This window comes from Actinoalloteichus caeruleus, assembly GCF_049311605.1.
Taxonomy (GTDB): Bacteria; Actinomycetota; Actinomycetes; order Mycobacteriales; family Pseudonocardiaceae; genus Actinoalloteichus_B; species Actinoalloteichus_B caeruleus.
In genome coordinates this window covers 3998343-4011441 of the sequence record NZ_CP186005.1, presented here as the reverse complement: position 1 = coordinate 4011441, position 13099 = coordinate 3998343, and the positions used below count along the sequence as shown (strand labels likewise).

Genomic DNA, 13099 nt, shown 5'->3' with positions numbered 1-13099 from the left:
CGGAGTTCGAGAGCCACATCACGTGCCGGCGCGCAACGTCGACACCGGTGCGAACGTCCTCCTCCTGGGAGGAGGACAGCCGGCCGGCGCCAGTGCGCTGGCCGACCCGGCGCCGGAACCTCGTCGAACGCCTCCGTCCATCACCGGTCCTCTCGTGAGAGAGCGTGTCGCGAATCGTGTGGGTGAGCCGTCCTCGCTCGCCCCGTGGAAGGGGTTGTTCCTGCCGTGATCCTGGCTCGGGCGAAAGGCGCCTCCAAGCTGCTGGGTCTCTGTCTGATAGCCGGAGTGCTCCTCGCCGCCGTCTTCTTCCCCGCGGCAGCCGGCTTCGGCGCGGTGTCCAACCAGGCGGCCGACACCGTGAGCGGAACGTCGGCGGAGATGGAGAGCGCGGAACCCGCGGTGGTGACCACCGTGACCGACCGCGACGACAATCCGATCGCCTACCTGTACCACCAGAACCGGGTGATGGTGGGGCCCGACGAGATCTCCGACGAGATGAAGGCCGCCATCATCGCCGTGGAGGACCACCGGTTCTTCGACCACGACGGCGTCGACTGGCAGGCGACCTTCCGGGTGGCCGTCCAGAACCAGTTCGCCGGCCGCATCGAGGGCGGCGGGTCGACCCTGACCCAGCAGTACGTGAAGAACTACCTCGCCTTCATCGTGGGTGACGGTGACGAGGAGGCCTTCGGGGAGGCCACCGAGGCCACGATGGCCAGGAAGCTGCGCGAGGCCCGCATCGCCCTGGACATCGAGAAGCGCATGACCAAGGACGAGATCCTGACGGGCTACCTGAACATCGTGCCCTTCGGGAACGAGACCTACGGGGTGCACCAGGCAGCGCGCACCTACTTCGACACCACACCCGACCAGCTCAACCTGCCGCAGGCCGCGCTGCTCGCCGCCGTGGTGAACGCGCCGAGCGTGCTGAACCCCGGCCGGAATCCAGAGGACGCCCAGCGTCGCCGCAACCTCGTGCTCAATCGCATGGGTGACGAGGGCATGCTCGGGGAGACCGTTGAGGACAGCCGCCGGGTCGCCGAGGAGGCCAAGCAGGAGCCCCTCGGTGTGATCAACCCGCTCAACCGCCTGCCCAACGGCTGCGTCGGCCACGGCAACGGTGACGTCAACGGCTTCTTCTGCTCCTACGTGATGAACTACCTGCGCGAACACGGGTTCGACGACGAGGACCTCAAGCGCAACGGCTACACGATCAAGACGACGTTGGACCCGGTGGCGACGCAGGCGGCCAAGGCCGCGGCCGAGCAGGAGGTCGGCAAGACCACCCCGGGCGTCGCCAACGTGATGGCCGTCGTCGAACCGGGGCGGGAGTCGCACAAGGTGCGGGCGCTGGTCGCCAACCGCGACTACGGCGTCGACCCGGACCGGGGGCAGACGAGCTGGGACCTGCCCAGCGCGGTGATGCCCTTCGGCACGGGGTCCACGTACAAGATCTTCACCGCCGCCGCCGGTCTCGAACAGGGCTACAAGATCCACCAGGAGTTCGACTCCCCGGAGTCCCACACCTCGTCGGTGTACCGCAACGGCAACAACCCCTACGTCGTCACCGGCGGCATGGACCGCAGGGTCTCCCTCCAGGACTCCCTCGCCTTCTCCCCCAACACCACCTTCGTGCAGATGTCCGAGGAGATCGGGCTGGACAGCGTGGTGGACATGGCCTACCGGTTGGGGCTGCGCAAGGGCATGGACGGGGTCAACCACAACGGCACCGGCATCGACCCGGACTCGGACGACCCCCGGGTGAGCATGCCCCAGCGGGACTTCCTCAAGCAGAACAACATGGGCGCCTTCACCCTCGGCTTCACCCCGACCAGCGTGCTGGAACTGGCCAACGTCAGCGCCACCCTCACCAGCGGCGGCGTGTGGTGCCCGCCTTCCCCGATCGAAGCCATCACCGACAAGCACGGCAACCCGGTCGAGATCGAGGAACAGCCGTGCGAGCAGGCCGTCGACGAGGGCCTGGCCAACTCGATGGTCGTCGCCCTGAGCAAGGACGACACGGTGGGCACGGCGGCGAACGCCGCCAACGCCACCGGCTGGAACCGGCCCGCGATCGGCAAGACCGGCACCACCCAGGGACACCGCTCCGCCGCCTTCACCGGAGCCACCCCCCAGATGGCCGGTGCCGTGCTCATCTTCGGCGACGGCGCCTCGCCCCAGCCGATCTGCAGTGGCCCGCCGGTCACCGAATGCGGTGTCGGGAACATCTACGGGGGTCACGCACCCGCCAGGACCTGGTTCCGCGCGATGAACGTCATCCTGGAGGGAACCGAGGTCGCGGCACTACCGCAGGCTGATCCTCGCCACCTCTGACCTCTTCGGAGGAGAACGTCGGGCCTGCCGGGCGAATGCGCCCTCCGACCCGCGAGGCCCGGGTGGCCGTCCACCGGAAATGAGAGGATGGCCACCCGGTCGCCGGGCCCGAACCCCGCCGACCGGGCGAAACGTCCGCACACCCCCGCACGGTCCCCTTGACGGAATCGAGATGATTCACGCGTGCCCACTCGGGTAACCGGGGAGGGTAAGGGGAGAGTTGTCCGCGCGCAGCGCGTCCGACGGGTGGATGCGACCGGGTCACCCCTGCCGCGGGGGGAACAGAAGCAGGCGAGGAGGAAGCGGTGATCGGCGATGACACGGGAACGCGGCAGGGGACTCCGCTGGAACTGCGTCCTGACCACGCCACCCCGGAACGGGGTGCCGGTGCCGACGGAGGACCCGAACCGCTGCGGATGGTCGCCGCCGCCGAGGCAGCGGCCTTAGTGCACGTCCGCCGCACGCTGCGTTCCTGGCTGTCCGGGGCGGGAGTCGACGAGGACAGCTCGGAGTGCCTCCAGCTGGCCGCCTACGAAGCGCTGGCCAACGCCGCCTCGCACGCCTACCCGGAGGACGACGGCGGGTCGGTGTCCATGCGCGCCTGGGTGGATGGCCAGGTGGTCCACGTGGAGGTCGCCGACCACGGAACATGGCGCCCGCCGCCCGCCGACCCGGGAAGCCGGGGGCGGGGTCTCCTGCTGATGGAACGGTGCGTCGACCAGGTCGAGCTCAGTCGCACGGCGTCCGGGACCAGGGTAGGGCTGAGCAGGGCCGTCACGCTGCACTCGACGAGCTGAGGACCGGGGCGGACCACCGGCCCCGCGTGGCCACCGGTGGCTCCGGCCGCCCCGCCGGTACGCCGGGTGGCGCTCGCGAGGGCACGCGCGCTCCAGGCCGTCCGGGCGTGGCGACGGGGACGAGCCCTCAGGAACTGCCGGTCGCCTTCCCCCGGGCCCGACCGGACTCCGGAGGGGGAACGGGGGCTTCGCGGGCCGCACTCGGGTCGCCGGGCGGCTCCTCGACGCCAAGCCGAGCCCACGCGAAGCCGAGCCGGGGTTCGGGTGGCGCCGGCTGGCGCCGGTGCCTACTGGCGGGCCCCGCCGGTGCCTACTGTCGGGCCCCGTCGACGAACCGGAAGATGGTGTGCAGGCCCGTGATGCGCATGACCCGCGAGGCGTGGCGGTTCATCGCCGCCAACACGACCTCCCCGCCCCGGGGCTGCACCAACCTCCGGGCGCGGACGAGACTGCTCAGGCAGGCGGAGTCCAGGAAGGTGACCTCGGCGAAGTCCAGGGTGAATCCCGTCGCGCCCGAGGCGAGCAACTGGTCCACCACCGTGTCCAGCTGCGGCGCCGAATAGTGGTCCACCTCGCCGGACAGGCGGATGAACCCCACGTTCTCCGAGTCCAGCGTTCCCCGGGCGATCTCCGTCTCCGCGAGGACGTCGCCGTCGTGCTGTCCCGACTCGTCGGGCGGCTTTCTCTCGGCGGGATGACCTGTCATCGGCTGTTCTCCGGTGTTCGTACTGCTGCCTGGGTCCGCTGCTCCGGCGGCGTTCCGCCTGTCGAGGACAGCCTCCCAACGTGTTCCCCGTCTGGGACCTGGCAAACCTACGGGTTGGTGTGTGGCGCGTCACTCCGACGGGTGAGTTCCCGCGTCCTCGGCCGTCCCCGGCGGCGCGCCGACCGATGCCGCCTGGATGACGAGGATCGCGATGTCGTCGTGGTCGTTGCCGTGCAGGAACTCGAAGACCCGTTGCTGCACCCGGTTGGCGACCGCCTGCGCCTGGAGGCCGCCGCACGTCGCCAGTTCCTCCTGGAGGCGTTCCTCCTCGAACATCTCCCCGGACTCGTCACGGGCCTCGGTCACGCCGTCGGTGTAGAGCAGCAGCGACTCGCCCGGGGCCAACTCCGTCTCCGTCTCGAGGAAGGACGCCTCGTCCAGGGCGCCCACGAGCATCCCGGCGGTCTCCAGCGACTCCACGGTCCCGTCCCGGCGCAGGACCAACGGCCGGGGGTGGCCCCCGTTGGCGAGCCTGATCCGGGCGCCACCGCCCTCGACAGTCGTCATCGCCCCGGTCACCACCGTGGCGAACCTGCCGTCGCCCGCCTGGAGCATGACCCGGTTCAGCAGCTCCAGCCTGGCCGCCGGCCCCGCGGACACGAGGGAGGCGGTCCGCAGGGACTGCCGGACCTGACCGGTGAGCACCGCCGCGTCCACCCCCTTGCCGCAGACATCACCGAGGGAGAACGTCCACCGACCGCCGCCCGGCTCCTCATGGACGTCGAGGAAGTCCCCACCGATCCTGGTCGCCTCGGCGGAGGCGCGGTAGGCCGAGCCCAGTGACAGCCCCGGCGGTTCGGGGAGGGCGGGCGGCAACAGAGCCGACCGCAGCGACTCCGCGATCCTGGAGCGCTCCGAGTGCACCCTGGCCCCCTCCAGCGCTGTCGACACGCGTTGCGCGTAATCCCTGAGCAGGATCCGGTCGTGCCGGCTCATCCCGGGAGCGGTCGCCATCGCCAGCACGCCGTGGACGTCGGTGCCCGCCGTCAGCGGGAGGAGCATGATCTCGTCGTCCGTGTCGTCGGGCGAGCCCTGGGCGGGCAGTGACCGCGCCGCGGGAACGTCGGGCAGCAGCTCGGCCAGGAGCTCCTTGTCCTGCTCCCCGGGGTTGCCCGCCGGGTCGCCGAGGGGTTCCGCCGTGGGGTCCGAGACGGCGGAGAGGCGGCGCAGCACCGAGGTGTGTCGGGTCCGGCGGAGCGTGACCCCGTCCTGGCTCGCCGTCGCCACCATCGCGGCGGCTCCGTCGCTCATCGCCGCCGCGCAGTGCTCGGCGATGCGGCCCACGGGGAGCCGTGCGGCCAGCGACAGCACCCGACCAGGGCTCAGGGTGCCGGCGAGGGCCGCGCTGGCGTGGGCGAGGAAGGACTTCCGCCGACGCTCCGCCAGCAACGCGTTCTCCCGGTCCCGTTCCGCGGTGACGTCCCGGACGTACCAGGCGGTCAGGCCGGCGGCCAGCGCCGCGCTCCGACCCAGCAGCTCGTGGTCCCGGTGGGTCGCGCAGAAATCGCGGCGCCCCTCGGCGAGCGCCTCTCGGAGGGCGGGCACGGCGGACTCGTCCAGGCGGGAACCGGGGAGCACTTCCGGGAGGAGCTCGCTCGCCAGCGGGTTCAAGCGGCGGACGACGTTCTGGTCGTCCACGATCAGGATCGCGTCCGTGCACCCGGCGAGGAGGACGTCGAGGGCGCCCGTCGGCAGCAACAGCGCTTCGACCTCCGGATAGGCTCCGTCGTGGTGACTCGCGGGCTCCGGGAGTCGGGAGCGGTCCTCAGTCGTGGCCGCGCCGTTAACGCTGTCGCGAGACACCATCATGGTGGGTGGGCTCCTCCCGTCGAACCCCGAGCCTAGCCACACCCACCGTGTGTTGCTCGTAGGCCCGCGCGACCCGTCGCCGCGCCGCGTCCGACCGGTGGTGACGTCCGACCGGTCGGACGTGCGTCACGGCTTCGGCGGCGTCACTCCGAGGGGATGCCGAAGGACTCCTGGGCGCGTTCCACGGTGGGGTGGATGGCGAGGACCCGGTCGAGCCCGGTCACCTCGAGGGGCCGCACGACGGTGCGGGAGTCGGCGACCAACGCGAACCCCGCCGTGGCGGGTGCCTCGTGGCGATGGGCGTCGACGAGGGCGGCGAGGCCGCTCGACCCCAGGAACTCCACCCGGTCCAGGTCGAGGATGACGCGGTGGCCCGCGTCGAGCAGACCGAGGAGTTCCTCCCGCAGGCGGGGAGCGGTGAGCATGTCGATCTCGCCGCTGGCCCGCACCACGACGCCACCCGCCCCGCAGGGTTCGGTGGCGAGGGTGAAGTGCGTGTGCTCGTCCTCGGAGGTACCGGGCTGGCTGGCCTGCCCCAGAGCATCCCGCTCCGCGCGATCATGCATGGTCATCGTCCGTCCGTATCCCTTCCGACCGGTGGCGGCGGTTCGTCGCCGGAGCCGTCCGGAACAGGCGGGGGCGACCGCCACCCGGAGGGTGAGCGGGGCGCCGAATCCGCTGGTTCCGGAGCGGCTCAGGCTGCCGGACCAGCCACAGGGGGCCGTGCCGGGCCTGATCAACTGAGCTACCGCTGCCCACCGTATGTGGAAAATCGATCTTCCGACAAGTCGTGCGGGTGCATGTATACCGCCTGCCGTATCGACGCCTCGGACGTGGCTCGAGCCGGTGGCTCGGCCCCTCGGCCTCGGTGGACGGCGGTGGGCACCCGGTCCTCGGACCCAACCATCCCCACGCGGGCGGAGCAACCGCAGGCGCTATGGCGCCCGACACGTCCGCCGCCGAGGGGCGGTCGACACTCCTCACCCCCGGCGGTGTCCTCGGGCACCGCCGGCTCGGCGACCCACCCGGCGCTGGGCACGCTCGGGCCGGGGAGAGGCGGGCTCCCGGGACGCCGAGGCGACGGGTGGGCATCTCCGGTCCCACGTGGGCCGGCCTCCCGGTGCCGGCGGTGACCCGGCCCTCGGTCGCTAGGGCGTCGAACCGGGGTCACCGGAGCCGGGCTCGGCACCGGTGTCACCGTCGACCAGGCCGGTCGCCACTCGGCCAGGCCCCACCGGTGACGTCGGGGCGGCCTCGGCGAGTTCGAGATTGCCCACCAGCGAGTCCGTCTCCCGGACCCGCCAGCCGGGCGGCCAGGTGCGGTGCGTGGTGTCCGAGGGGCGCCGGACCAGGGAGGCGCGGAGGTCGATGTCGGGTTGCGGCAGTTCGGCCGCCCCGTGGAACTCCACCTCGCGGAACCTGGCCTCACCGGCGAAGAGGGCACCGCCGAACCTGGCGGCCCCGCGGAACTCGCTGCCGGTGAACTTCGTCTGACCGGCGAACTGGGCGTGCAGGAACCACGCGTCGCCGTCGAACCGGGACTCCTTGAACCGAGTCTCACCGAGGAACCGCGCGTTCAGGAACCAGGCCGGGGACAGGAAGCGCGAGTTCTCGAACCAGGCGTGGCCGTCGAAGGTGGCGTCGACGAACCACGCGGGCCCCTCGAAGGTCGCTCCGGCGAACCAGGCGAAGCCGGAGAACCTCGCCCCGGAGAGGCGCGCCGTGCGCGGTCGACAACCGGTGAGGTCCAGATCGACCAACACGGCATGGCTGAGGTCGACATCGATGTCGGGCCAGAAGGTCGCAGCCGGCCTCCCCGAGGCGTCCTCCGCCGGCCTGAGGTGGTTCGCCAGGACACGCTGCACCGCCATGCGGACCTGGAGCTCCTCCCTCGCCGCCAGCTCCCGGTCCGAGGGGTAGGGCCGGTCCGACCGCAGCTGGGGCGGCACGGCGAACGGCATGCGCAGGTACCCGCACAGGACGTCGACCACGGTCTGCCGCTGGTCCGGGTAGCACTGCCCCAGCTGGTCCAGCGCGTACACGCCCGCCATGCGGACGGGCGCCCGTTCGCTGCCGAGCTGGTTGGCCCCGAGCCCGTACAACTCGGTGACCGCCCGCCGGTCCGCCAGCGCCGGGCGGGGGGAGATCCGCCCGAACCTGCTCGTCGTCGGACGGGAGGAGTCGGGACCGGGGAGCACGACCTCCTCCCCGTCTCGCTGACGGTGCGGCTGAGAGGGCGCCCTCCTCGCCGAGCCGGGCACCGTCGGAGCCGCCTCCCGGGGGCGCCCGCCCTGAGCGGACCACCTGCCCACGAGGTGGACCGCGCCGACCAGGGCGCCGCACAGCGCTGTCAACGCGGCCGCGCTGGCCGCGGCCCGGACCGCCTCGAGGCGCAGGCGGAGGCGATCCGGCTCACCCACGTCGTGGGACAACCACAGGAAGAGGACGGGACCCAGGACGAGCAGGGCGAAGGAGGGCCACACGACGAGTCGCAGCCATCGCCTGGTCGTCCGGTCGGTGGCCGGTCGCCCGGGGCCCGCTGTGATCATGACCCCGTATGCTCGCGTGCCGCGAGCAGGATGGGAAAGCCCCGGACGAGTCATTCCCCGGTTACCGTCCGTGCGTCGGAGCCCGACACGCCGTCACGGGGGACCCCGTCCGGAGGTGGGAACCGCGCGGGTGCCGCGCGCCCGCCGCGCAGCCCCGGGATTCCGCCTCCACGGGTCCGCGTCGGACAGGAGGGCGACGGTGGCCTCCGGCTACCCGGCGGGCGTCACGAGACGGCGGCTGCGGACGGGAACCACCTCGTGGGGGGCCGTGCGGTCCCGCTCGGCCGACGCCGGGTGGACCCGAGTGCCATCGGCACCGTGATGGTGCGGCCGTCGCCGATCCGACCGACCCGACCTGCGAGGTGATCACGTTCCGTGATCACGTGCGGGATTCGGTAAGGGGGAAAAAGGGGGATCGGTGGACGGCCGTGTCCCGGTCCACCATGGACGGAAGCACAGTGGACCCTTTTCCCGGCTCACGTGATCTCGTCGTGTGGTGGACGGGGAGAAGAAGGTGTTCGCGTCGCGGGAAAATGGGGGATTGCGAATCGTCCGGTCCCGAGATCCTCATCGGCGGTCCCCGGTTCCACGCGAGATCCCGGTTCGTCACCCCGTGACCCGCGCGGTGGGGGCGGGGGCGGCGGCGGGGTGCCCGTCCTTCGGTTGGCTCGCTGGTGCCTGATGGCGGAGCGCTCGACTGGGCCGCGTCCTGGTGGCGTCGTGGCCGCCGTCACGACGTGACCCGGTGGGTCCGAGGTCCTGCTGGTCCAGGGGCTTCAACCTGGTGGGCCACCCACCTCGGGGCGGCTGTCCGAGGGCCCCGAGACGGCGGTTCGGCGGGTGCCCGGAGCGGGTCCAGGGCTCGGGTGAGCGCCGTCACTCGGGCTGTCGACTGGTTGTGGGGGTGGGCGCCTCGGCGGAGGTGGATGACGCCGCTGCCAGCCGTGATGGGTGGTTCCCGAGGGTCGCGGGCCGAGGCGTCGGATGCCGCTGGCGCCGGTGGTCGGGGGTGTTGTCGGGGGGTGCGGAATATCCGGGCGAAGGTGGCGGTTTTGTCCTGCGGCTGGCGGTTGAATGCGCAAGAGATCGCGCATAGTGACCATTTGGCTATTTCGATCATGGTGAATGGGTGCGGCGTCACCCACACTTGCATTGATTTTGCTTTTTTGGTTACGGTCAGTCAGTACGTCACGGTTCGGTCACGACGTATGGACGTGCAAGGGATGACAGATCGGTCTCCCTTCCGGGATCCCCCGCCCGAGTCCGAGTGGCCGAGCCTCCCCCGAGACGGACGAAAGGTCATCTATGGCTCGGCATCGCTCCCTGAGCGGTCACCATCCCTCGCCGGCTCTGCTGGAGGCACTGGCTCGGTCCTCCCGTCACGGCCGCGCAGCACATCGTCTGCCGCAGCTCCCGCTGCGGGAAGGCCACAAGTCCGCGGTAGCGGGCGCGTTGGCCGGGGCGTTCTTCCTCGCGGGAGGCCCGCTGGTGGCAGGCTCCGGCGTCGCCCTCGGCGACTCCGGCGTTGACACCGACGGCCGGCTGCCCGCGCTGGAGGTCCTGCCGATCCATCGGCAGGTCGACCAGCAGGAGGAAGCCGCCAAGCTCCAGAAGAACGAGGAACTCCAGGCCAAGCTGGCCGCCGCCGAACAGGCGGCCCAGGAGGCCGTCGAGCGCCGGGCGGCTGAGCAGGCTGCTGCCGAGCAGGCCGCTGCCGAGCAGGCTGCGGCTGAGCAGGCCGCCGTCGAGCAGGCTGCGGCTGAGCAGGCCGCTGCTGAGCAGGCCGCTGCCGAGCAGGCTGCTGCCGAGCAGGCTGCTGCTGAGCAGGCTGCTGCCGAGCAGGCTGCTGCCGAGCAGGCCGCGGCTGAGCAGGCTGCGGCTGAGCAGGCCGCCGTCGAGCAGGCTGCGGCTGAGCAGGCCGCCGCCGAGCAGGCCGCGGCGAACGTCCAGTTCGTCAAGCCGGCCGAGGGGCGTTTCACCTCCGGCTTCGGCGCCCGGTGGGGCACCACGCACTACGGTGTCGACATCGCCAACTCGATCGGAACCCCGATCTACTCCACCACCTCCGGCACGGTGATCAGCTCCGGGCCGGCCAGTGGCTTCGGCCTGTGGGTCCGGGTGCAGCACGACGACGGGACCATCACCGTCTACGGCCACATCGACCAGTCCCTGGTCAGCGTCGGCCAGCGGGTGGGTGTCGGCGAGCAGATCGCGACCATGGGCAACCGTGGTCAGTCCACCGGCCCGCACCTGCACTTCGAGGTGCACGTCAACGGACAGAAGATCGACCCGCAGCCCTGGCTGGCGGAGCGGGGGATCTCGCTCTGACAGGTAGCGCCAGCGGACCGGCGGCCCGGTTCTCCCGGAAGGGGGGACCGGGCCGTTCGCCGTCCGCGCGCCGAACGCCCACCCCACCCGTCCCGGACGAGCTGGGACCGGCCTTCCGGCGGTGTTCACCCATCACCGTGTCGTCGGCGCGTCCCCTGGTCGTCGCCCCAGCACTCCCGGGGCGACCCGGACCACGACTGGCGCATACCGGCTCGCACCGGCACCCGACCGGAGTGCTAGCGTCCAGGCGTGCGTGACCTGCTGCTACGACCTCGGTGGCTGGTGTTGCACCTGCTGACCCTGGTGATCGTCCTGGCGTCGTTCCGGCTCGGCTGGTGGCAGTGGGACCGGTTCCAGTCGATCGACGGACGCGGCCTGAACCTCGGTTACACGGTGCTCTGGCCCTTCATCGGAGTCTTCACCGCGTACGTGTGGTGGCGCCTGCTTCGCATGGAGGCCGAGCGTGCCGACCCGGCGTCGCCCCAGCTCCCAGTGGTCCTCGAGGACGGCGGTGAACGGGCCGACGAGGCCGAGGGCACGGCCCCGTCGCCCCGCGTCTCGGCGAGGGCCGCCGCCGCCGAGGCGCAGCTCGCCAGGCTCCGATCCGGCTCCGAACCACGCACGCACGAGAACGACCGACCAGCACAGGACCACGAGGCCGGGCTGACCGAGTACAACGAGTACCTGGCGGCCCTGCGTCGAGCGGACGAACGACCGGGCTCCCCTGCCCAGATGGAGGCGACGTGACCTCGGTGGACAAGCAGCCGCAGACCTTCACCGTCCCGATGGGCGCGCTGACCCGGTTCAGGGTCCTCGCCTTCGTGACCGGGGTCTGCCTGTTGATCCTCGTGCTCGTGGCGATGCCCCTCCGCTACCTCGCGGAACACGACCTGGTGATGACCATCATCGGGCCGGTGCACGGGTTCGCCTACATGGTCTACCTGGTGTTCGCCTTCGATCTCGCGATGAAGTGCCGGTGGTCCATCAAGGGGACCGTGCTCGTCCTCCTCGCCGGCACCGTCCCCTTCTTCTCCTTCGTCGCCGAGCGGAAGGTGACCACCCGGCTGAAGGCCGGCGAGCGCATCTGAGGGTCCCCCGTCGAGCCACCAGCCCCGAACCGGACGGTCGGCCCGGGGCCGACCGTCCGGCGAGGGCGATCACGGCTCGCCACGGTCACGAACTCCCCACTCCACCCGGTCAGTCGGCGAGGACGTGCCGGTAGATGTCCACCATCGTCGAGGCGTAGCTGGCCGTCGTGTGCGCTGCCGCCCGCTCCCTGGCCCGCGCCCCGATGGCGGCGGACCGCTCCGGCGCTCGGAGCAGGTCCACGGTCCGGTCGGCGAAGGCGTCCGGGGACGGCTCGGTCAGTTCGAAGGCATTGGCGACCGCGTTGGAGGTGTGCAGCGCGGGGTCGACCAGAACGGCCGGCCGGCCAGCGAGCGCGGCCTCCTGGAGGACCAGGCCCTGGGTGTCGCTCTGGGAGGGGAAGGCGAACACGTCGCAGGCCGCGTAGGCGGCGGCGACCTCGTCCGCCGGCTGCTCACCGAGCACGTGCGTGCGGTCCGCGATGCCATGCCGCTTCAACATCCGACGTAGTTCGCGCTTCTGGTACACCGCGCCCACCAGGACCAGGCGCGCGTCGGGCAGCTCCGCCGCCACGCGCTCGAAGGCCGGCACCAGCAGGTCGACGCCCTTCTCCCGGTTCACCCTGCCCACGAAGAGCACCACCGGAGCGCGCTCGGGAATGCTCCACCGCCGCCGGAAGTCGGCAGCGGCGTCCGCGTCGAGGGACGGCCTGCTCACGGCGGCGGGCGCCACGAACATCCGGTCCTCCGGTACCGACAGGGTCGTGCGCTCCAGGATGGCCGGAGTGGGGACGACGACGGCACCGGCGTCCTCGAGCAGCAGCTCGTTCACGGCGTCGATCAGCGCCCGCTTGGCGTTCCGGCCACGCCCCACCTTGGGGACGGGGCGGTCCAGCCTCCGCGCGTACATCCGCAGCATCAACCGGAGCGCGGCGCTCGGCGCCCGGTACGCCTCGGCGTAGGCGTGCAGGTCCGTGTGGTAGGTGTGCACCACCGGCACACCCAACCTGCGGGCCGTCATGATCCCCAACAGCCCGGCCGGGCCGGGGGTGTGGACGTGGACGACGTCCGGTGCCCAGCCGGCCAGCTGGTCCACGTGCGCCGCTCTCGGCAGCACCAGCCGCAGGGCCGCGACACCGCAGGGAACCGAGTCCAGGGTCAGCACACCGCGTTCCGAACCCTGGGACGGGTGGTGGGGTACGACGAGCACGCTCTGGTGGCCCTGGTCGACGAGACTTCCGAGCAGCGTGCGCGTGGAGGTGACGATGCCGTCGCGTCGCGGGAGGTTGGTGTCGCTGAAGTGCATGACCCGCACCGGAGCCGGTTTGGCCTCCGGACGCAGGCGGCGAACCGGCTTGGGCACCGGCCGCGGCCGGGCGGGGCGCGGCGTCGGTCGAGTGGTGCCGGTCGGGTTGCCTGGTTGGGAACTGT

General features: G+C 71.7%; 10 protein-coding genes. 5 read left to right on the top strand and 5 right to left on the bottom strand.

What is annotated here, in order from left to right; genetic code table 11:
• The first annotated feature begins 225 nt into the window (after nt 1–225).
• Together ACOJVX_RS16035 and ACOJVX_RS16030 are read left to right on the top strand one after the other, a co-directional pair.
• Nucleotides 226–2334, top strand: a complete 2109-nt coding sequence (locus tag ACOJVX_RS16035) for a transglycosylase domain-containing protein (protein ID WP_030106040.1) — start codon at nt 226–228, stop codon at nt 2332–2334.
• 305 nt (nt 2335–2639) lie between these two features.
• Nucleotides 2640–3131, top strand: coding sequence for an ATP-binding protein (locus ACOJVX_RS16030; protein ID WP_051313922.1), 492 nt, complete (start codon nt 2640–2642; stop codon nt 3129–3131).
• Between the two features lie 310 nt (nt 3132–3441).
• Here the strand turns inward: ACOJVX_RS16030 and ACOJVX_RS16025 are convergent, their stop codons facing one another.
• From ACOJVX_RS16025 to ACOJVX_RS16010, 4 genes are all read right to left on the bottom strand, one after another.
• Nucleotides 3442–3837, bottom strand: a complete 396-nt coding sequence (locus tag ACOJVX_RS16025; RefSeq protein WP_081715413.1) for an STAS domain-containing protein — start codon at nt 3835–3837, stop codon at nt 3442–3444.
• 129 nt (nt 3838–3966) lie between these two features.
• Nucleotides 3967–5706, bottom strand: a complete 1740-nt coding sequence (locus ACOJVX_RS16020; RefSeq protein ID WP_418154589.1) for a PP2C family protein-serine/threonine phosphatase — start codon at nt 5704–5706, stop codon at nt 3967–3969.
• A gap of 143 nt (nt 5707–5849) precedes the next feature.
• Nucleotides 5850–6278 (bottom strand): STAS domain-containing protein, encoded by a 429-nt coding sequence (locus ACOJVX_RS16015; protein ID WP_418154588.1) that lies wholly within the window; start codon nt 6276–6278, stop codon nt 5850–5852.
• A gap of 576 nt (nt 6279–6854) precedes the next feature.
• Nucleotides 6855–8255, bottom strand: a complete 1401-nt coding sequence (locus ACOJVX_RS16010) for a pentapeptide repeat-containing protein (protein ID WP_051713050.1) — start codon at nt 8253–8255, stop codon at nt 6855–6857.
• Nucleotides 8256–9743: 1488 nt separating this feature from the next.
• On the opposite strand from ACOJVX_RS16010, the gene ACOJVX_RS16005 reads away from it, so the two are divergent.
• From ACOJVX_RS16005 to ACOJVX_RS15995, 3 genes are all read left to right on the top strand, one after another.
• Nucleotides 9744–10583, top strand: coding sequence for a M23 family metallopeptidase (locus tag ACOJVX_RS16005; protein WP_418154587.1), 840 nt, complete (start codon nt 9744–9746; stop codon nt 10581–10583).
• A 249-nt stretch (nt 10584–10832) separates the two neighbouring features.
• Complete coding sequence (locus ACOJVX_RS16000) at nt 10833–11330, top strand: hypothetical protein (protein ID WP_051313926.1); 498 nt, start codon at nt 10833–10835, stop codon at nt 11328–11330.
• The gene (locus ACOJVX_RS15995; protein WP_026418723.1) at nt 11327–11671 is read left to right on the top strand and encodes a DUF3817 domain-containing protein; all 345 of its coding nucleotides are present in this window, start codon (nt 11327–11329) and stop codon (nt 11669–11671) included. The genes ACOJVX_RS16000 and ACOJVX_RS15995 overlap by 4 nt, the downstream gene beginning before the upstream one ends.
• A 109-nt stretch (nt 11672–11780) precedes the next feature.
• On the opposite strand, the gene ACOJVX_RS15990 is transcribed toward ACOJVX_RS15995, so the two are convergent.
• On the bottom strand, nt 11781–12974 hold the full coding sequence (locus ACOJVX_RS15990; protein WP_162183673.1) for a glycosyltransferase: 1194 nt from the start codon (nt 12972–12974) through the stop codon (nt 11781–11783).
• Nucleotides 12975–13099: the final 125 nt, after the last annotated feature.